The sequence below is a fragment of the Streptomyces sp. NPDC059861 genome (assembly GCF_042731435.1).
Taxonomy (GTDB): domain Bacteria; phylum Actinomycetota; class Actinomycetes; order Streptomycetales; family Streptomycetaceae; genus Streptomyces.
In genome coordinates this window covers 1-20511 of sequence record NZ_JBHWJQ010000009.1, presented here as the reverse complement: position 1 = coordinate 20511, position 20511 = coordinate 1, and the positions used below count along the sequence as shown (strand labels likewise).

Below are 20511 nucleotides of genomic sequence, written 5' to 3'. Positions count from 1 at the left end.
GGTCTTGACAGTCGCGCGCACTGGCTCGGCGCGTCCAGGCTCCGGGCGCTCGGGCTCCGCGTGCCCGGGGCCCCCGTCCATGCGGCACGTGAACGTCACGGCGCCGGGCCGCCCACGCGGGCAGCCCGGCGCCGGTCGTTCAGGGGGCCGTGTGCTCAGGGTCGGCGCACGTCGACGAAGTCGCCCACGGACACCACGGCCGCCGTGGTGGACGAACCGGCGTACGACCAGCGGTAGGTGCCGTCGTCGTACGCGCGGACGGAGGTGGAGAGGGAGCCGTCGGCGTCCGTCCGGACCGTCTTCAGGGTCTTGAACTCCTCGCAGCCCTCCTGACGGAACTGCAGCTTCACCGGCTGACCGGCCTGGGCGGCCACGTTCGTGCCGGTCGCCCAGTCGACGTGCTGCAAAGCGCCCTTGATGGTGAGGTTCTTGCCCCACCTGACCGGCTCGGGGGTGGCGTCGACAGTCAGGTTGCCGGCGCGCTGCACGGCGAACGTGGCGGCGCTGTCCAGGAAGATGGCGTCGCTGTCGGGGGCGATCGCGAAGGCGCTGACCTTCCAGGTGCCGGCCTGCGCGTCGTCGGCCGGGGCGGTGCCCGGGGTGAGGTCGAAGGTCAGGGTGCAGGTGCTGGTCGTGTCGGCGGTCGGACCGCAGGCCGCGGACGAGGACACGGCGGCGTCGGGGGCGTCGATCGAGCCGTGGTACAGGGTGGCGTTGATCTGCTCCAGACCGGACGGGTCGGTGGCGGTGACCTCGACGGTCACGGTTCTCGCGCTCGTACCGACGACGACGGGCCTGCCGTCGTTGACGACGACGCCGGTGATCTCGGTGTCGCCGAACTGCTCGTCCGCGTGCGCGGGCGGAACGGCGAGGGCGGACAGGGCGACGACGCCGCACGCAGCGGCGACAGCTGAGCTCATGCGCATGCGAATTCCCCAATGTGAATGCCACGGCCCGTCGACAACCCCCCGGCGGGCCCGAATTGACGTGTGCAGCGTACTCATTCCGTGGAGATTTCGGAACGTTTTCGTGGAGCACGTCATCGGGTGCCGATTTCTCTGCGAAGAAATGCGCGCGGAATATCCGGTGGGTTGATTCCATGGAAAACCGACGGGGAAATTCGGTCCGAATTCCAGCGGGCCTGGAGCCCACCTACGCGTACTGCCGTTCCGGGCCGGCGGTCGGCGCGCCGGGGAAGCGCGGCCACGTCGGCCACCACAGTCGGCCGTTCTCACAGCCCATGTGCGGCAGCCCGACAGGGCCTCGATCCTGCCCGACAGGGGCCACCGGTCGCACGCGTGAACGAGGGGCAACATTCGCATGAAGCATGTCGAATGCACTTACCGACGGCGATCGCTCATCACTCACGTATCACTAACCTGCCTGTGCCGCACGGTCGACGAACCAGCGCTGACTCGTGCAGCTTCCTGATGTCGGGAAACAGGGGAAACGCAGGGGTGGGGATGGATGGCGGGAAGAAAGGGCGGCGCTGCTGTACCCGGCACGCGCTGTCAAATAGACATAGGGGCAGACGGTACCTACTCGTGGCGTCTGACCGCCACGAACGGGCGGGTCATCGCGGTGGCCGCGATGACGTATCAGGGTTACGACGAGTGCCGGGCGGCGTTCGAGCGACTGTGCCTCGACGTCACGGACTTACCGGGCGCCGTCCACCACACGTCGGAGGGGAGTGGCTGGGTGTGGCGGATGCGGGACCGGGCCGGCGGTGCCGTGGCCGTGTCGTCGCGCGCCTACGAGCGGCACTCCACGTGTCAGGCCGCCTATGAGCGTTTCAGGGCGCTGCTGACCGACCTCGGGTCGGGCGGGGCGATCCCCTGGGACGACGCGGAATGAGCGCGGAACCACCGAGCATGTGACAACGCCGTCGGGGCCGAGGTCTCGGCGTGCGACGCAGCGGGGCCCGCTTCGCCACACCGGCGGAGCCGGGCCCCGTACGCGTTCTGTCGTCGCAGCGTTCACGTCAAACCCCGAAGTTGCCCCTCGGGGGTGCCTGGTTCACATTCGTGTGCGCAGGCGTCCACCGTTCCTCAGCAGCGTCGACACATGTGACGACGCGAAGAGATGAGCGACCGGTGGTGCCGGCGGACGACCCTCCGAGACGCCTGTACGTCGACCCCGGCGTGCCCGACCGGATCTTCCGGAGCGTGCTGCGCGGCGGTGGCTCCCTGGTCCTCGCGATCATGCTGCTCGTCGGCGGTTTTCTCACGTACCGGGCCTGGCAGGCGCTGGAGGTCGCGCAGTGGGACTTCATCACCACCGAGGCGTGGGAGCCGGAAGGCCGTAACTTCGGCATCGCGGCGGTGCTGGTCGGCACGATCCTGATCGCGCTGGTCGCCATCGTGTTCGCGGTACCGCTGGCGCTCGGCACGGCGCTCTACATCTCCGAGTACGCCCCGGCGCGGATCAGACAGACGCTCATCAGCGTCGTGGACCTGATGGCCGCCGTGCCGTCGGTGGTCTACGGCCTGTGGGGGCTGTTCTTCTTCCAGGGGCACGTGGTCACGGTGTCGCGCTGGATCTCCACGTACCTCGGCTGGATCCCGGTCTTCAAGGTCGACGGCGCCGACCCGACGGACCCGCTCGCCACCGCGACGGTCTTCACGTCGTCCACGTTCATCGCGGGCATGGTGGTGTCCCTCATGGTCGCGCCGATCATCTGCTCGGTGATGCGGGAGGTGTTCTCGCAGGCCCCGGTCGGCGAGCGGGAGGGCGCCTACGCGCTCGGCGCCAACCGCTGGGGCATGATCCGCAGCGTCGTCCTGCCCTTCGGCAAGGGCGGCATGATCGGCGGCACCATGCTGGGCCTGGGCCGGGCGCTCGGCGAGACCATCGCCGTCTACCTGATCATCTCGCCGGTCTTCCAGATCCAGCCGCACATCCTGCAGAACGGCACCAACTCCGTCTCCTCCCTCATCGCCCTGCGCTACGGCGAGGCGACCGAGTTCGGCATGTCCGCGCTGATGGCCGCCGGCCTCGCGCTCTTCCTGATGACCCTCGTCGTCAACTTCGCCGCGTCGTCGATCGTCGCCCGCAGCCGTTCCGGCGCGACGAGCGACTCCTGAGGAGACCGAGCCTGATGACCGTCACCACGCCACAGAGCCCGCCGAGCGACCAGGAGCCGCCAGGCGGGCCGAGCCCGGCGGCGCCGAAGCGGCCCGCCGGGCGGGGCACGATCCTGCCCGGACGCCGCAGCGGCGGCCGTACCCCCCGCACGGAGTCCCGCAGGAACCTGTCCACGCTGCGCGCCACGGACGTCTACGCGATGCTGGGCGCCGGCGCCGCGTCGCTCTCCCTCACCTGGCTGTTGTTCGACCGGCTGCTGCCCTTCAACGGCGTCCTGGGCTTCGTCGTCATCGCCTACGTGTTCTTCATCGGCCTGTACGCGCTGGTGGTCTCCTTCGACGAGGACGGTCCCGCGGTCCGCGACCGGGTGGCCGCCGCCGTCGTGCAGAGCCTCGGCTTCGTCATGCTGGCGGCACTCGCGTTCGTGGTCGTCTACACCCTTTACGAGGGCCGCGAGGCGCTGCCCCACCTGAACTTCTACACGGAGTCGATGGCGGCGGCGGGCCCGCTGGAACCGCTCGGCGTCGGCGGCATCCTGCACGCCATCGTCGGCACGCTGTGGCAGATCGGCATCGCGCTCGTGATCTGTATCCCGACGGGCCTCGTCTGCGCGGTCTTCCTCAACGAGATCCCGGGCCGCTTCAGCCGGTTCGTGCGCACCATCGTCGAGGCGATGACCGCGCTGCCGTCCATCGTGGCCGGCCTGTTCATCTACGCGACCTTCATCCTGGCGCTCGGCTTCGACCGCTCCGGCCTGGCCGCCGCGCTCGCGATCTCCGTGATGATGCTGCCGATCATCATCCGCGCCGCGGACGTGGTGATCCGGCTGGTCCCCGGCACGCTGCGGGAGGCGTCGTACGCGCTCGGCACCTCGCGCTGGCGCACGGTGTGGCACGTGGTGCTGCCGACCTCGCGGTCCGGTCTGACGACGGCGGTCATCCTCGGCACCGCGCGCGGTGTGGGCGAGACGTCGCCGGTGCTGCTGACGGCCGGTTACACCGCCGAGCTGAACACCAACCCGCTCCAGGACCCGATGGTCTCGCTGCCGCTCGCGGCCTTCGAACTCGTCAAGTCCCCCGAGGCCACCTACATCGCCCGCGGCTTCGGCACCGCGGCGGTCCTGCTGGTGCTGGTGCTCATCCTGTTCGTCCTCGCCCGCTTCTTCGGCGGCCGCGGACCGGGCCGGCTGACCCGCCGCCAGGAACACCGCCGTGTGCGGGCCTCCCGCCGCGACGCCAAGCGTTTCGCCGCGTACGCCAACGGCACGTCCGTCCCGCCGTCAGTCAGTAACGCACCGACGAGGAGCAATCCGTGATATCCGCACCTGTCCGACGTCCACGCGCCCTGCGCGTGTACCAGGCGCCGGCGCTGTTCGTCGCCTTGGTCTGCGCGCTGCTGGCCCTCGATCCGCCGAACGCGGAGGCCGCCACCTACACCAAGATCAGCGGCTCCGGCTCGACCTGGAGCGCCAACGCCATCGAGCAGTGGCGGCGTAACGTGCGCCAGCAGGGCATGACGGTGAACTACGCGTCGGTCGGTTCGACGATCGGCCGCAACCAGTTCCGCGACGGCACCTCGGACTTCGGCGTCTCCGAGATCCCCTACGGACTCAACGACCTCGGCAACACGGACTCCCCGCCGTCGCGCAAGTACGCGTACATGCCGATCGTGGCCGGTGGTACGTCGTTCATGTACAACCTGAGGATCGGCGGCCGGCGGGTCACCAACCTCCGGCTCTCGGGCGACGTCATCACCAAGATCTTCACCGGCGGGATCACGATGTGGAACGCGTCGGAGATCAAGCGGGACAACCCCAAGCTGAACCTGCCGGCCCGCCGCATCGTGCCGGTCGTCCGCTCCGACGGCTCGGGTACGACCGCGCAGTTCACCCTGTGGATGTCCAAGCAGTACGGCTCCCTGTGGAACGACTACTGCCGGCGCGCCGGCAAGCCCACGCCCTGCGGCCTGACGTCGTACTTCCCGAACATCCCCGGCTCCGGCTTCGTCTCCCAGTCCACGTCGCTCGGCGTCGCGGGCTACACGAGGCAGCCGCAGGCCGAGGGCGCCATCACGTACGTCGAGTACTCCTACGCGCGCAACGCGGGCTTCCCGGTGGTGAAGGTCCTCAACAAGTCCGGCTACTACGTCGAGCCGACCGCGTCGAGCGTGGCGGTGGCGCTGACCAAGGCCAGGATCAACGACGATCCCCGCTCGGCGACCTACCTGACCCAGAACCTGGACAGCGTCTACACCTTCGGCGACCGCCGCACCTACCCCCTCTCGAGCTACAGCTACATGATCATCCCGACCAAGGAGGAGGCGGGCTTCACCAAGGCCAAGGGCCGGACGCTGAGCGCCTTCAACAACTACTTCCTCTGCGAGGGCCAGCAGCAGGCCGACCGGCTCGGCTACTCGCCGCTCCCGAAGAACCTGGTCGAGGCCGGCATGGAGCAGACGAGGAAGATCCCCGGGGCCGAGACGGGCGACATCGACATCAACAAGTGCAACAACCCGACGTTCTCCGGCGGCAAGAACCTGCTGATCCAGAACGCCCCGTACCCGAAGGCGTGTGACAAGCAGGGCTCGGACCAGTGCGCCACGGGTACGGGCGGGGCCAAGCAGCCCACCACCCAGACCGGCGGCAGCTCCGGCGGTGGCTCCGGGACGGGCGGCGGCGGGAGCTCGACCGGCGGCAGCGGCTCGACCGGTGGCTCCGGCGCGACCGCAGGGTCCGGCGGGTCCGGCTCGACGGGCTCGGGCGGTGCCACGGGCGGCTCGGACGGCGGCACGGAGGGCGGCGGCACCGGCGGTACGGCCGGGACGACCGGCGGCACGGTCGTCGACCCGGACACGGGCGAGGTCCTAGGCGCCGACCAGACGGCCGGCGACGGCTCCGTGGCGGCCAGTCCCGTGTCCCTCGGTTCGGGCGACTCGCTGGGGCTGCGTACGGCTCTGATGGCCCTCTCCGCCGCGTTGCTGGTCGGCGTCGTGGTCGGGCCTCCGGTGCTCGCGCGGGTGATGGGCAACAGGACCCGCCGTAAGGGGAGTTCGGTATGACCGCCGTACTGACGCGGCGTCGGCCGCGGATCCTGATCGCCGTGGGGTGCCTGCTGGCCGCGATGGTGGTGGCCCTGCTGCCGATGCCCGCGGCCACTGTGCAGGCCGTGGCGGCCGAGGGGGCGCAGTCCTCGGCGGTCACCAAGTCGGGGACCAAGGGGAAGTACGACGACTTCTCCGACCTCCGGGTGACGGTGCATCAGACCGAGGGACTCCGGTCCCAGGGGGTGCGGGTCACCTGGGAAGGCGGGAAGCAGACACAGCCGGGCAACGGCCAGTTCAACGTCGACTATCTGCAGATGATGCAGTGCTGGGGCGACGACCCTGACGGGCCGGACCGGGAGCAGTGCGTCTACGGCGGCTCCGAGGCCGTGGTGGCGGACACGCGGGGCCGCAGGCTCGACGGCTCCCAGGACCCGGACGAGACCGGCGGCTCCTTCGTGCCCTTCCGCCCGGCCAACGGTGAACCCCCCACCACGGACGCGTACGACAAGACCTACTTCGGTCCGCTGGACACCAACGAGCAGCAGGCCAACCTGACCTTCGCCAACGGCAAGGGCGAGACGGAGTTCGAGGTTCAGGACGGAATCCAGGCCGACTACCTCGGGTGCGGTGTGAACACGGCGGCCGCGGGGAGCGCGGCGGCTTTGCGCCCCTGCTGGTTGGTGGTCGTGCCTCGGGGCAACCACGAGCCGAACGGACGGGAGATCACCCAGCCGGCGAGCGACAGACTCCTCACCTCTCCGCTCTCCGCCACGAACTGGGCCCAGAGGATCTCCTTCCGCCTCGACTTCCTCCAGGTCGACAACTTCTGCCCGGAGGGGCAGCCGGAGCGGCCGACCATCGGTTCCGAGCTGATGACGGACGCGGTCACGTCGTGGCAGCCGAAGCTGTGCGGTTCCACGGACAGCACGTTCGGCTTCACTTCGGCGGGCGAGGAGCAGGCCAGAAGCCAGGTGATGGGCACCTCCGACGAGGCACCCACGCTGGGCTTCACCGTCGACCCCGTGGAGCAGGCGGAAGGCGGACCGGCGGTCGTCCATGCCCCGGTGGCGGTATCGGGGCTGACCATCGCGTTCTTCGTCGAGGGCCCGTCCGGCGTGATTCAGGAGATGAGACTGAATCCGCGGATCGTGGCGAAGATGCTCACGCACTCGTACCGAAGCGACGTGCCCTCCCAGGAGCACATCAAGAACAACCCGCTCGACTACACCGAGGATCCGGAGTTCAAGGCGCTCAATCCGGAGTTTCCCGACATCCCCGGTTCACCCATGAGTCTGATGGTCCCCATCGGGAACTCCGACACCGCGAGAGTGCTGTGGAGCTGGCTCCAGTCGGATGCCGAAGCCCGTGAATTCCTCGCCGGGAAGCCGGACCGTAATGGAATGACGGTCAACCCCTATTTCGAGGAACTGGAGCTGGACCAGAACACGGGGCTGAACGAATATCCGAAGGTGGACCCGACGAGAGGGATTGCCGCGGGCAGCGGGGGAGCGTCTCTCGAATACACGATCACTGATCTGTCTCCCTACACCTCCGATCTGCACGACGGGGCGGTGCGTACCCGCCGCGGCAACAACAACCGCACCATTCAGTGGCAGGCGGGAAACGGAACGCCGGACAAGCTTGTCAACGACCCCTTCTGGCCGGGGCGACGGGCCGTGATGGCCATCGTCGACGCCGCTTCGGCGGCGCGCTACGGGTTGCCCGCGGCGGCCCTGCGCAACGCCGACGGCAACTACGTGAAGCCCTCGGACGACACGCTCCTGGCCGGCGTGAACGCGATGCGGCCACGGTCCGGTGATTCCCCGGTGCTCAAGCCCGACCCGGCGCGAGCCAAGGGCCAGGCCTACCCCCTCACGGCGGTGACCTACGCCGCTGCCTCCGTCAACCAGGACGCGGCAGCCCGCAAGGCCTACGCCAAGTTCATCCGATACGCCGCAGGTCCGGGCCAGACGTCGGGTCTGTCGGCGGGTGAGCTGCCCCCTGGCTACGCACCGCTGCCGGCGAAGCTGCGCGCGCGGGCCGAGACCGCCGCGGACGACCTGGAACGCGGAGCCGTCCCCGACGGCCCCTCGGACGGGCCGGGCCCTGACGATCCCGGCGCCGCCGGATCGGCCGTGGCCGGTGGTGCCGGAGGGGACTCCTCCGGTGCCGGTATCGGGGGAGCGGCTTCGGGAGCGGGTGGCGCAGCCGGCGGCAGCACCGCTGCGGCAGCGTCGGAGCCGGCCGCCGTGAACGCTTCGGGGGCGCCCTCCTCAGGGCCTCAGCAAAACGTTGCCGAAGCCAAGGGCGGATTCACTCCCGGAGAGATTATGGGAGTCATCCGCTGGGTTCTTGTCGTCGTCCTCGTCCTCGGTGGAGCGGCAGGAATTTCCGGTCCGATAATGCTGCGTCTCGCCCATCGGCGGACTCCCTAGGAGACACCTAGGAAGCCTGCTCGTAACCTTTCCCTCGCTGGGAATTGGTGGCCCCTGTCAGGAAATCACGGAAATGTATGAAGTGGCCGATCGACGGGTCGGCAGCACGACAATCCGGATTCAGCTTGAACGTCCAGCCTTCGAAATCCGAAACAAGGAGATCAGAAGTGAACGTCAAGTCTCGCGCCAAGGTCGGCGCCGCGGTTCTCGGTGCCGCGGCCATCGGTGTCGGCATCCTGGCCACCCCGGCGTCCGCGGACTACACGACTCCGCCGTTCCGCGCGCTGGCCGGTGTCGGTTCCGACACCACGCAGTACGTGGTGAACGGCCTTGGCGAGGTCGTGGTGGACGCCGGCGGCAACAAGATCGTCGGTTCCTGGAACGCCGCCGGTTCCGCCACGATCACTCCGAAGGACCCGTCGGTGGCGGCGACCGCGCACTGCGCGAACATCGCCCGCCCGAACGGCTCCTCGGCCGGTATCGACAGACTGATCGCCGACATCAACAACACCGCCGCCGACTGTGTCGACTTCGCCCGTTCGTCCCGGGGCCCGTCCGCCCAGGGCAACCTCCTCACCTTCATCCCGTTCGGCAAGGACGCGGTCACCTACGCGACCGACCTGGGCAGCAGCCTGCCGACGAACCTGTCCGTCGCGCAGCTGCAGTCCATCTACCGGAACTGCACCTTCGTGGACGCCGGTGTCACCAAGACGGTCTCGAAGGCGCTGCTGCCGCAGGCCGGCTCCGGTACCCGCACCTACTGGCTGTCGTCCATCGGTGTCACCGAGGCGGAGATCACCGCGGCCAAGCAGGCCGGCTGCGTCGACGACTCGATCCAGGAGCACGACGGCGTCGCGCTCGCCAACGGCACCCAGATCATGCCGTACTCGGTCGCCCAGTGGATCGCCCAGGGCAAGGGCTTCGCCGACGTTCCGAACCGCCGTGGTGAGTCGCGTCTGCGCAGCATCGCGGGCGTGGCCCCGACCACCGGTTCGGGCACCGCGCTGGCGCTGAACCCGAACTTCACCTTCGCCCGCGACGTCTACAACGTCGTCCCGACCGCCAAGCTCGGTGACGCGAACGTGGCGCGTGCCTTCGTCGGTGCCAACTCCCAGGTCTGCCAGAACATCGCCACCGTCAAGAACTACGGCTTCGGTGACCTCAGCGCCGACTCCGGTGCCTCCAACTGCGGTGACACCAACACCGTCGGCAACCGGTAAACGCTGATCGTCGACCGATCCATGGCGTGACGGCCGGGCACCCACCAGGTGCCCGGCCCCACGCGCTGTCCAAGAGTCCGCAAGCCAACAGTCCCCCGGGGGGCAACCGTAATGACAGTGCTCCAACCCTTCCGAAGAGCGGCCGCGATCCTGGCCGCCTGCGCCGTGCTCGCCGCGGGCGTCGTGGCCCTGGGCGCGTCCCAGACCCAGCCTGCCCGGGCGGCGTCCATCGGGGAATTCACCATGGCGTCCAGCGGGAAGCTGAGCGATCCCGAGCCGTTCGGCGCAGGCATGGGGATTCCCGACAAGTGCCCGGACTTCACGCTTGAGGACATCAACTGGAACAGCTTCCTCAACCTCTACGTCGTCAAGGCCGGTGACCCGGAGACCGAGGTCGCGGCGATCCGGGCCATCAGCAACGGGGGGCCCTACACCCAGGCGACCCCGACGATCTCGCTGACCGCGGCGGACAACCCGGGCATGGAGCTGGTCGACCCCTCCAGCGTCATCTCCAGTGACGGCACCTACGAGCTGCGCGTCTACTGCGTGGACAACTGGGACCTCGCAAAGCCGACCGAGGAGCAGGTGCCCGGCAACCCGTACTGGTCCCAGAAGATCACCGTGACCGGTGACAACTGGGTGGTCGGTGAGGGGGCGGAGGCGACCAGCACCCAGCTGACGTACAGCCCCGCCGTTGTCGAGCCCGAGCAGACGGTGAAGCTCACCGCGACCGTCACCCCGTCCGAGGCGGCCGGGACCGTCACGTTCCTGGACGGCGAGACCTCGCTGGGTCAGGCACCGGTCGCCGAGGGGAAGGCCGAACTCACCACGGCGCCGCTGGACGAGGGGCAGCACAGCTTCGTCGCTCGTTTCACCCCCACGAACACCGGCGAGTGGGGAGCCTCCGAGTCCCAGCCGTCGTCGCTGACCGTGGAGGCCGCCAGGGCCGAGCTGCAGGATGCCTCGGGGCAGCGGCTGGAGGGCACACCCGAACTCCAGCGGGGCCAGCAGGTGAAGCTCATCGTCCGTGGCTGCGAGCCCGGTGGAACTCACGTCCTGTCGATCGACAACAACGAGACCGAGTTCCCCAACGGCACGGCCGACGCCACCGGGACGGTGACCTGGGCCTCCCTCACCGTCCCCGAGGACACGGTCGCCGGCGCACGCGTCTTCCAGTGGACGCCGGAATGCGGCCGAACCACCGGCGGATCGGTGAACGACCGCATCCCCTTCACCGTCGCCGAGCCCTCCGGGGACCCGAGCGACGACCCCTCGGACGACCCCTCCGGTGACCCGTCCGACGACCCCTCCGACGACCCCACCGACGACCCCTCGGGTGACCCGGCCGACGACCCGGGTGACACCTCCGGCACCACGTCCGGCACGACCGGGGGCGACAGCGGCGGCACCAGCGGCGGCTCCACCGGCGGCACCTCGCCGCAGGGCGGCCTCGCCTCCACCGGCAGCCAGATCGCGCTGTTCTCCGGCATCGGGGCGATCATCCTCGTCGCGGCCGGCATCTTCGCCGTACGGTTCGGCCGCCGCAACGGGCTGCTGAGCTTCGGCGAGCCTCGCGCCTGACGGCCACACGGAGCACGGGCGGCGGGTCCTCACCGCCGCCCGCGCCTCCGTATCTCCACCCGACACCTCTCCACAGGAGCGCTCCCCGTGACCGTGCTGTCCCCGCCCCCGCCGGCCGTGGCGCCGCCGGCAGCGGCGCCCTCACCCGAGCCCGAACCCGCCTCCGGGCCGCCGCCGGCCGAGCGCGCCGGCTTCGCGTTCGCCGGGGCCGCGCTGTGCGTGCTCGCCGCGCTGCTGCTCGGCTTCGCCGCCGACCTGACGATCGTCGGTCACCTCCAGCACGCCCGCGACCAGCAGACGGCGTACGACGAACTCCGCCGTCAACTCGCCCTCGGCATCGCACCCGTGGGCCAGCAGACCTACGAGGGCCAGCTGCTGGGTCCCGGCGCCCCGGTGGCGCTGCTGCGCATCCCGGCCCTCGGCCTGAAGGAGGTCGTCGCGGAGGGCACGACGTCCGGCGTGCTGATGTCGGGGCCCGGTCACCGCCGGGACACCCCGCTGCCGGGACAGGCCGGCACCAGCGTGATCATGGGCCGTCAGTGGGCGTACGGCAGCCCGTTCAACGACCTGCACCAGTTGCCGCCCGGCACCGAGATCCGGGTGACGACGGGGCAGGGCACGGCGACGTACGAGGTCTCGGCCGTCCGCCGCGAAGGCGACCCGCTGTCGCCCACCCTCAAGGACGGCGCGGGCAGGCTCACGCTCATCACCGGCGACGGCGGGCCGTACACCCCGTCCGGCACGATCCGTGTCGACGCGGAGCTCACGAGCGACGTGATGCCCGCCCCGCCGCGCCCCCTGGCGCCCGGCTGGATCGACCGGTCCGAGCAGGCCATGGGCACGGAAGGCGCGGCCTGGCTCTCCGTCTTCCTGTGGTCGCAGGGCCTGCTGCTCGCCGCCCTGCTGACCATGGCCGCCCACCGCGCCTGGGGCCGCTGGCAGACGTGGATCGTCGGCGTACCCGTCCTGGCCGCCTTCGGCCTCGCCGTCTCCGGCGCGGCCGCGCGCCTGCTGCCCAATCTGCTGTGACCGACGAGGAGTTCAGCCACATGTCCGACACGACCGACACGACCAGCACCCTCGTCGAGGAGATTCTCGACCCGACGCGGCAGATGACGGCGGTGAAGCCGCGCGAGCCGGGCGCGGCGACGGCGGAGAGCGACCCCGCCACCCTCGAGGCCGACGCCATCTCGGCGTGGTTCGGGGACCACAAGGTCCTGGAGCACGTCTCGCTGACGATGCCGGCCCGCAGGGTGACGGCGCTCATCGGCCCGTCCGGCTGCGGCAAGTCGACGTTCCTGCGGATTCTGAACCGCATGCACGAACTGGTCGGCTCGGCGTCCCTGGCCGGCCGTGTGCTCCTCGACGGCGACGACATCTACGACCGCGGCCGCCGCATCACCCACGCCCGCCGGAACATCGGCATGGTCTTCCAGAAGCCGAACCCCTTCCCGGCGATGTCGATCTACGACAACGTCACCGCCGGTCTCAAGCTCGGCGGCATCAAGGCCGGCCGCGACGACAAGGACCGGCTGGTCGAGGAGTGCCTGAGCAAGGCGGGCCTGTGGAAGGAGGTCCGGGACCGGCTCCGGCAGCCGGGCGGTGCGCTGTCCGGCGGTCAGCAGCAGCGTCTGTGCATCGCGCGGTCGCTGGCGGTACGCCCCCGGGTCCTGCTGATGGACGAGCCGTGCTCGGCCCTCGACCCCACCTCGACGCGCCGCATCGAGGAGACGATCCACGAGCTGAAGGAAGAGGTGACGATCGTGATCGTCACCCACAACATGCAGCAGGCGGCTCGCGTCTCCGACCAGTGCGCCTTCTTCCTCGCCGAGCAGGGCACGCCGGGCGTGATCGTCGAACACGGCGCCACGGAAGAGATGTTCAACAGCCCGCAGGACCCGCGGACCACGGACTACGTGAACGGCCGCTTCGGCTGAGAGGTGGCAGCCGGGCACCCCACGTGCCCGAGTCCCACCTCTGGGGCGCGGTCGCAGGGGCCCCGGCACGGGATCCGGGGGCTGATCCGCCGTCGAATCCCGTGCCGGGCCTGCGCTCGGCGTCCCGCTTGGGGTGGTGTTCGGGGGTGCGGGACACGAGCGGGCGGATGCGTCCAAGGGGGGGGTGAGGAGCGCATCCGCACTCCCCCACAGCGTGGGGCGCGCGGGGGCGGAGCAGACAGCCGACGGGAGTGCTGGGGCCCAACTCCCGGTGAATCAGGAGACTTCGGTGAGAATTCGCCGCCGGTCCCTGCTTCGGCGAGTCAGATGCCCGCCGCCTCGGACAGGTCCCGCTTGATCGCCGCCAGCAGCTCCGTCGCCCTGGCGCGGGCCGCCGGGAGTCCGGCGTGGGCGGTGACGGGGACCACCACCTCCAGGTAGCACTTCAGCTTCGGTTCGGTGCCGCTGGGGCGGACGATGACGCGGGCGCCGTCGAGGGTGTAGCGCAGGCCGTCCGTGGGAGGGAGCTTGTCCGTGCCCTGGGTGAGGTCCTCGGCCCTCGTGATCGGCAGGTCCGCGAGGTGGGTCGGGGGCTGCTCGCGCAGGCGGCGCATGGTGTCGGCGATGACCGAGAGGTCCTGGACGCGGACCGAGAGCTGGTCGGTGGCGTGCAGGCCGTGCTCCACGGCGAGGTCGTCGAGGAGGTCGGCGAGGGTGCGACCCTGCGACTTGAGGACCGAGGCGAGTTCCGTGATCAGCAGCGCGGCCGTGATGCCGTCCTTGTCGCGTACGCCGTCCGGGTCGACGCAGTAGCCGAGCGCCTCCTCGTAGCCGTAGCGGAGGTTCTCGACGCGGGCGATCCACTTGAAGCCCGTGAGGGTCTCCTCGTGTGCCAGACCCGCCTTCGCGGCGATCCGGCCCAGGAGGGAGGAGGAGACGATCGACTCGGCGAACGTGCCCTGCGCCCCGCGGTTCACCAGGTGGGCGGCGAGCAGCGCGCCGACCTCGTCGCCGCGCAGCATCCGCCAGTCGCCGCCGTCCTTGACGGCCGCGGCGCAGCGGTCGGCGTCCGGGTCGTTGGCGATGATCAGGTCGGGGTCCGTCTCGCGGGCCTTGGCGAAGGCGAGGTCCATCGCGCCGGGCTCTTCCGGGTTGGGGAAGGCGACGGTGGGGAAGTCCGGGTCGGGGTCGGCCTGCTCGGTGACGAGCGCGGGAGCGGGGAAGCCCGCGCGGGCGAACGCGGCGAGGAGGACGTCCTTGCCGACGCCGTGCATCGCCGTGTAGACGGTGCGGGCGGTGCGGGGGGAGTCCTTGGCCAGTACGGCGTCCGTGCGGGCGAGGTAGGCGTCCAGGACGCTGTCGTCGAGGGTCTCCCAGCCTTCGGTGGGGCGCGAGACCGTGGTGAGGGACGGGACCGCGGCGATCTCGGCGGCGATGTCCGTGTCGGCGGGCGGGACGATCTGGGAGCCGTCGCCGAGGTAGACCTTGTATCCGTTGTCGCGGGGCGGGTTGTGGCTGGCGGTGACCTCCACGCCGGCGACCGCGCCGAGGTGCCTTATGGCGAAGGCGAGGACGGGGGTCGGCAGGGGGCGGGGGAGGACGGCGGCGCGGAGGCCGGCGCCGGTCATGACGGACGCGGTGTCACGGGCGAAGTCGGCCGACTTGTGGCGGGCGTCGTAGCCGATGACGACGAGGCCGCCCTCGTGGCCCTGCTTCCTGAGGTACGCGGCGAGCCCTGCGGCGGCGCGGATGACGACCGTGCGGTTCATGCGCATGGGGCCGGCGCCGAGTTCGCCGCGGAGGCCGGCGGTGCCGAACTGGAGGGTGCCGCCGAAGCGGGCGGCGAGTTCGGTGACGTCCTTGGCGTCGATCAGGCGGGCGAGCTCGGCGCGGGTGTCCGGGTCGGGGTCCTCGGTGAGCCATGCCTGGGCCTGTGCGAGGAGGTCGTCTTGCACGGTCGGTCAGCCTCTCGTCGTGGGGGGCGCGCCGTGCCTGCGGCGGCCTGTGCGGGTGGGTGCCTGGTGGCTGGGGCGCCTTGTGCCGGCACGGCCCCTTCCCGCCGTGGGCGGGTGCGGCGCCGTGCGCCCGACCGTAGACCGCCGCGGGTGCGGGCGGGAGCGTGGCGCGGCGGCGGGGCTACAGGCGGTCCAGGACCTGGGTCAGGAGGGAGCCCATCCGGGTGGCGGAGTCGCGGCCCGCCTGGAGGACCTCCTCGTGGTTGAGGGGCTCTCCGGTCATGCCCGCGGCGAGGTTCGTGACGAGGGAGATGCCGAGGACCTCCGCGCCCGCCTCGCGTGCCGCGATGGCCTCCAGGACCGTCGACATGCCCACGAGGTCCGCGCCGATCACGCGGGCCATGCGGATCTCGGCCGGCGTCTCGTAGTGCGGGCCGGGGAACTGGGCGTAGACGCCCTCCTCCAGCGTGGGGTCGACCTCCTTGCACAGGTTGCGCAGGCGCGGGGAGTAGAGGTCGGTCAGATCGACGAAGTTCGCGCCGACGATGGGGGAGGTCGCCGTGAGGTTGATGTGATCGCTGATCAGCACCGGCTGGCCGGGGCGCATGCCCTCGCGCAGGCCCCCGCAGCCGTTGGTGAGGACGATCGTCTTGCAGCCGGCGGCGACGGCGGTGCGGACGCCGTGCGCGACGGCGGCGACGCCGCGGCCCTCGTAGTAGTGCGTACGGCCGAGGAAGACCAGGGAGCGCTTGTCGCCGGTCCGGTACGAACGGATCTTGCCGCCGTGCCCGGCGACCGCCGGCGGCGGGAACCCGGGCAGCTCGGTGACCTGGAACTCGGCCTCGGGGGCGCCCAGCGCGTCCACGGCCGGTGCCCAGCCGGAGCCCATCACGAGGGCGACGTCGTGGGACTCGGCGCCGGTGAGTTCGCGCAGGCGCGCGGCGGCGGCGTCGGCGGCGGCGTAGGGGTCGCCCTGGATGTCGTCCGGAAGAAGAGATGCGTTCACGCGGACGAGGGTAGCCGGTCTGGTCCTACGCGCGTAGATGACGGAGGTCACGGGATTGCGATCGTTGTCTTGTCGTTTCCGACGAGGAGGGCCGTCACGGTCATTCGTCGGTGATGAGGACGTCCTTGTCGTTGAAGACCTCGACGATGAAGATGAGCAGCCGGCCCCGGCTGACCGTGTACTCCACGATGATGTTCTGCGTGAGCCGGATCGTACGGTCGTCGCCGGTGGCGCTTATGGGGCGCGACACCGAGAGGAAGGGGTCGCGGGCCAGCAGGGCGATGCCCTTGTCGAAGGCGATGCGCTGCCGGTCCTCCAGCCGGTCACGGGCCTCGGCCGCCTGCACCGTGAAGTAGACGTCGTACGTGGTGGGGGACATGCGATCTCCCGTTGGGCGTCGATCCCTCAAGTCTAGGAGCGGGAGGCCTGCGTCAGCAGGGCCTTTTCCGCAGCTCCATCACGTAGTCGTGCGGCGCGCCGGCCGATTCCGCGGCGTCCGCGATCTCGCCCAGGTAGCGGGCGGAGGGCAGACCGCCCTCGTAGCCGTTGAGGACGTAGACCCAGGCGCCCTCCTCGCCCTCGAGGGTGTGGACGCGGATGCGCATCCGGCGGTAGACGCCGAGGCCGACACCCACCCACCGGTCGAGTGACTCCTCGTCCATGGGTGCGATGTCGTAGAGGGCGACGAAGACCTGGGAACCCGGTGATTCGACGAGCGTCGAGAGCGCGCCCTCCCAGCCCATGTGCTCGCCGCCGAACGTCAGCCGCCAGCCGTTCATCCACCCCGTGGCCCGCATCGGCGAGTGGGGGGCGCGGCGGGACATCAGCCGCGCGTCGAGGTTGCCGGCGTAAGCGGCGTAGAGCGACATGGGTCGAGAGTACGGCAGTCGGCCAGCGCGTCACTTCCGTGTCAGGGGTACCTGTGGTAGCTCGGGCAGCCCCCCGGGGCAGTCGCACATTGAAGGGTGCGGGACAATGGAGTACGTGACTCGGATCGTGATCATCGGTGGCGGACCCGGCGGATACGAGGCGGCCCTTGTAGCCGCCCAGCTCGGTGCGGAGGTGACCGTCGTCGACTGCGACGGTCTGGGCGGAGCGTCGGTGCTGACCGACTGCGTGCCGTCGAAGACCCTGATCGCCACGGCCGAGGTGATGACCACCTTCGACTCCTCGTACGAGGAGCTGGGCATCATCGTCGCCGACGACACCCCGCACGTGGAGCAGGCCGCCCGCGTGGTCGGTGTGGACCTCGGCAAGGTCAACCGACGGGTGAAGCGGCTCGCGCTCGCCCAGTCGCACGACATCACCGCCGCGGTGACGCGGGCCGGCGCGCGGGTGATGCGCGGGCGGGGGCGGCTGGAGGGCATGCAGGCGCTCGACGGGTCGCGCAAGGTCGTCGTGCGGGCCGCGGACGGAACCGAGGAGACGCTCGTCGCGGACGCGGTGCTCATCGCCACCGGTGGGCATCCCCGTGAGCTGCCCGACGCCCAGCCCGACGGGGAGCGGATCCTGAACTGGACGCAGGTCTACGACCTCGACGAGCTCCCCGAGGAGCTGATCGTGGTCGGATCGGGTGTGACCGGTGCCGAGTTCGCGGGCGCCTACCAGGCGCTCGGGTCCAAGGTCACGCTGGTCTCGTCCCGGGACCGGGTGCTGCCGGGCGAGGACCCGGACGCGGCCGCCGTGCTGGAGGACGTCTTCCGGCGACGCGGCATGAACGTCATGGCGCGCTCGCGGGCCGCCTCGGCCAAGCGGGTCGGCGACCGGGTCGAGGTCACCCTCTCCGACGGCCGGGTCATCACCGGCTCGCACTGCCTGATGGCCGTCGGCGCCATCCCGAACACCGAGGGCATGGGGCTGGAGGAGGCCGGGGTCCGGCTGAAGGACTCCGGGCACATCTGGACCGACAGGGTCTCGCGCACCAGCGCCCCGGGCGTGTACGCCGCCGGTGACGTCACGGGGATCTTCGCCCTGGCGTCCGTCGCCGCCATGCAGGGCCGTATCGCCATGTACCACTTCCTCGGCGACGCGGTGACCCCGCTGAACCTGAAGACCGTCTCGTCCAACGTCTTCACCGATCCCGAGATCGCCACCGTCGGCTACAGCCAGGCCGACGTCGACGGCGGTGTCATCGACGCCCGGGTGGTGAAGCTGCCGCTGCTGCGCAACCCGCGCGCGAAGATGCAGGGCATCCGGGACGGCTTCGTCAAGATCTTCTGCCGTCCGGGTACGGAGATCGTGGTGGGCGGTGTGGTGGTGGCGCCGCGCGCTTCCGAACTCATCCATCCGATCTCGATCGCCGTCGACAACAATCTGACGGTCGAACAGATCGCGAACGCGTTCACCGTCTATCCCTCCCTTTCGGGGTCGATCGCGGAGGTGGCCCGCCAGCTCCACACCCGGAAGGCCACCGGCGAGGGCTGACGTTTCCGGCGGCCGAAAGCGACTCCTCCCTGGTCACGGGGAGTTGCCGACCATGCGTTCGGCATAGGCGGCGTGGGTAGGCTGCTATACCACTTCCCGTAGACGTGTGCGAACAACTTCTGTTATTCGGCGCAAACTGCTGAAAGCAGACGGTCGTTGGGGTTACTGTCAGTTTCGTGTTCGCTGCAGAACGTCGCCAGTTGATCCTCGAAATGGTGCGCGCCAACGGGGCCGTGTCGCTCCGTGAGCTCGCCCGCGTCGTCCAGACCTCCGAAGTGACCGTACGGCGGGACGTGCGCGCACTCGAGGCAGAAGGACTCCTAGACCGTCGGCACGGCGGTGCGGTATTGCCGGGCGGATTCACGCGGGAATCCGGCTTTCCGCAGAAGTCGCATCTCGCGACCGCCGAGAAGACCGCCATCGCCGACCTCGCCGCGAACTTCGTGGAGGAGGGCGAGGCGATCGTGGTCGGGGCCGGTACGACGACCCAGGAGCTGGCCCGCCGGCTCGCCCGGGTCCCCGGCCTGACCGTCGTCACCAATTCCCTGCTCGTGGCACAGGCCCTGGCCCATGCCAACCGGGTGGAGGTGGTGATGACCGGCGGCACGCTCCGCGGTTCCAACTACGCCCTCGTAGGGTCGGGCGCGGAGCAGTCCCTCCAGGGGTTGCGGGTGTCCCGGGCCTTCCTCTCCGGTAGCGGCCTGACCGCCGAACGCGGTCTGTCCACGTCCAACATGCTCTCGGCCTCCGTCGACCGGGCTCTCGTCCAGGCCGCCGCCGAGGTCGTGGTCCTCGCGGACCACACCAAGCTCGGTACGGACACGATGTTCCAGACCGTCCCGACCGATGTGATCACCCGCCTCGTGACGGACGAGCCGCCGGCCCACGACGACCGAGCCGCCACCGAGCTGCAGGCGCTGGCCGACCAGGGCGTCCAGATCGCCGTGGCCGGCACGGGAGCCTCGGGAAACTCCGGTACCGCGGGCGGTGAGGGCACCCCGGCGCGCCAGCAGCGCCGGGACGTCCCGCTCCCGGGCCCCCGGCGCGGCCAGGTCCCGGGCGCCGGGTCGCCGCTGCGCCAGGCAGCCGTCCTCGGCGAGCAGTCGCCGGGCGGGGAACGGGCCAGGGTCGCCGATCTGCGGCGCCGGTGACAGGCCGTGACCCGCGACTGAGCGGGCTGCCCTGAGAGGCGGTCCGTCAAGTCTTCTCGGCGCCGTCGTGTGCGGCTGCGCGGGGGACGGCGACGAGCGCCCCACCCCCGGCCTCCGTACGTCCGGTCCACGGCGCCGGCTCACCGCCGGCACCGGCTTGCCCACGCCCGCGCGGGAAACAGAAGCGCCCGACGGACACGGGAAGCCGGTCCGCCGGGCGCTCAGGATGTCGTACGACCGCTCAGTCCTTGATCTCGCAGATCAGCGCGCCCGACGTGATCGACGCGCCGACGTCCGCGGTCAGGCCCTTGATGGTGCCGGACTTGTGGGCGTTGAGGGGCTGCTCCATCTTCATCGCTTCGAGTACGACGATCAGGTCACCTTCCTTGACGGCCTGACCCTCCTCCACGGCGATCTTGACGATGGTGCCCTGCATCGGCGAGGCGAGGCTGTCGCCGGACGCCACCGGGCCCGACTTCTTCGCGGCGCGGCGCTTCGGCTTGGCGCCGGCGGCGAGGCCGGTGCGGGCCAGCGACATGCCGAGGGAGGACGGGAGGGAGACCTCCAGGCGCTTGCCGCCTACCTCGACGACGACCGTCTCGCGGTCCAGCTCCTCCTCCGCCTCCGCGTCGGCGGGTGCGGTGAAGGGTTTGATGTCGTTGGCGAACTCGGTCTC

The 20511-nt window shown here is 70.5% G+C and carries 17 protein-coding genes; 11 read left to right on the top strand and 6 right to left on the bottom strand.

The genetic code is table 11. The features are described 5' to 3' along the window. Positions 1-155: 155 nt before the first annotated feature. Entirely contained in the window at positions 156-920 is a 765-nt protein-coding gene (locus tag ACFV6X_RS10465; RefSeq protein ID WP_385380526.1) for a DUF5707 domain-containing protein, read from the bottom strand. A 670-nt stretch (positions 921-1590) separates the two neighbouring features. Between ACFV6X_RS10465 and ACFV6X_RS10460 the strand changes: the two genes are divergently transcribed. The 9 genes from ACFV6X_RS10460 to pstB all read left to right on the top strand — a co-directional run bounded on the left by ACFV6X_RS10460 (position 1591) and on the right by pstB (position 13299). Next, positions 1591-1854 carry a hypothetical protein gene (locus ACFV6X_RS10460; protein ID WP_385380523.1) on the top strand — a complete coding sequence of 88 codons (264 nt, stop codon included), beginning with the start codon at positions 1591-1593 and terminating at the stop codon, positions 1852-1854. Positions 1855-2066: 212 nt separating this feature from the next. After that, positions 2067-3083 carry a phosphate ABC transporter permease subunit PstC gene (gene pstC / locus ACFV6X_RS10455; protein ID WP_385380520.1) on the top strand — a complete coding sequence of 339 codons (1017 nt, stop codon included), beginning with the start codon at positions 2067-2069 and terminating at the stop codon, positions 3081-3083. A 14-nt stretch (positions 3084-3097) separates the two neighbouring features. After that, positions 3098-4399, top strand: coding sequence for a phosphate ABC transporter permease PstA (pstA, locus tag ACFV6X_RS10450; protein ID WP_385380517.1), 1302 nt, complete (start codon positions 3098-3100; stop codon positions 4397-4399). Continuing rightward, positions 4396-6141, top strand: a complete 1746-nt coding sequence (locus ACFV6X_RS10445; RefSeq protein ID WP_385380514.1) for a phosphate ABC transporter substrate-binding protein PstS — start codon at positions 4396-4398, stop codon at positions 6139-6141. Before pstA ends, ACFV6X_RS10445 begins: the two co-directional genes overlap by 4 nt. Further along, positions 6138-8561 (top strand): hypothetical protein, encoded by a 2424-nt coding sequence (locus tag ACFV6X_RS10440; RefSeq protein ID WP_385380511.1) that lies wholly within the window; start codon positions 6138-6140, stop codon positions 8559-8561. The genes ACFV6X_RS10445 and ACFV6X_RS10440 overlap by 4 nt, the downstream gene beginning before the upstream one ends. A gap of 167 nt (positions 8562-8728) precedes the next feature. Beyond that, positions 8729-9781 carry a hypothetical protein gene (locus tag ACFV6X_RS10435; RefSeq protein WP_385380508.1) on the top strand — a complete coding sequence of 351 codons (1053 nt, stop codon included), beginning with the start codon at positions 8729-8731 and terminating at the stop codon, positions 9779-9781. A 117-nt stretch (positions 9782-9898) separates the two neighbouring features. Further along, positions 9899-11362, top strand: a complete 1464-nt coding sequence (locus tag ACFV6X_RS10430; RefSeq protein ID WP_385380505.1) for an Ig-like domain-containing protein — start codon at positions 9899-9901, stop codon at positions 11360-11362. An 87-nt stretch (positions 11363-11449) separates the two neighbouring features. After that, positions 11450-12391 (top strand): sortase, encoded by a 942-nt coding sequence (locus ACFV6X_RS10425; protein WP_385380502.1) that lies wholly within the window; start codon positions 11450-11452, stop codon positions 12389-12391. A gap of 83 nt (positions 12392-12474) precedes the next feature. Continuing rightward, on the top strand, positions 12475-13299 hold the full coding sequence (pstB, locus tag ACFV6X_RS10420) for a phosphate ABC transporter ATP-binding protein PstB (protein WP_385380921.1): 825 nt from the start codon (positions 12475-12477) through the stop codon (positions 13297-13299). A gap of 323 nt (positions 13300-13622) precedes the next feature. Here pstB and ACFV6X_RS10415 read toward each other — a convergent pair whose 3' ends face one another. From ACFV6X_RS10415 to ACFV6X_RS10400, 4 genes are all read right to left on the bottom strand, one after another. Then, positions 13623-15254 carry a phospho-sugar mutase gene (locus ACFV6X_RS10415; protein WP_385380499.1) on the bottom strand — a complete coding sequence of 544 codons (1632 nt, stop codon included), beginning with the start codon at positions 15252-15254 and terminating at the stop codon, positions 13623-13625. A gap of 181 nt (positions 15255-15435) precedes the next feature. Continuing rightward, positions 15436-16260 (bottom strand): purine-nucleoside phosphorylase, encoded by an 825-nt coding sequence (locus ACFV6X_RS10410; RefSeq protein WP_385380496.1) that lies wholly within the window; start codon positions 16258-16260, stop codon positions 15436-15438. Between the two features lie 100 nt (positions 16261-16360). After that, entirely contained in the window at positions 16361-16639 is a 279-nt protein-coding gene (locus tag ACFV6X_RS10405) for a hypothetical protein (protein ID WP_385380493.1), read from the bottom strand. 52 nt (positions 16640-16691) lie between these two features. Next, positions 16692-17129, bottom strand: a complete 438-nt coding sequence (locus tag ACFV6X_RS10400; protein ID WP_385380490.1) for a gamma-glutamylcyclotransferase — start codon at positions 17127-17129, stop codon at positions 16692-16694. 106 nt (positions 17130-17235) lie between these two features. Between ACFV6X_RS10400 and ACFV6X_RS10395 the strand changes: the two genes are divergently transcribed. Together ACFV6X_RS10395 and ACFV6X_RS10390 are read left to right on the top strand one after the other, a co-directional pair. Continuing rightward, positions 17236-18684, top strand: coding sequence for an NAD(P)H-quinone dehydrogenase (locus tag ACFV6X_RS10395; RefSeq protein ID WP_385380487.1), 1449 nt, complete (start codon positions 17236-17238; stop codon positions 18682-18684). 176 nt (positions 18685-18860) lie between these two features. Continuing rightward, positions 18861-19835: a DeoR/GlpR family DNA-binding transcription regulator gene (locus ACFV6X_RS10390; protein ID WP_385380484.1), complete on the top strand. Its 975-nt coding sequence runs from the start codon at positions 18861-18863 to the stop codon at positions 19833-19835. A 241-nt stretch (positions 19836-20076) separates the two neighbouring features. Here the strand turns inward: ACFV6X_RS10390 and ACFV6X_RS10385 are convergent. After that, positions 20077-20511 (bottom strand): acetyl-CoA carboxylase biotin carboxyl carrier protein subunit (locus ACFV6X_RS10385; protein ID WP_385380481.1); only part of this gene is annotated, 435 nt, incomplete at its 5' end.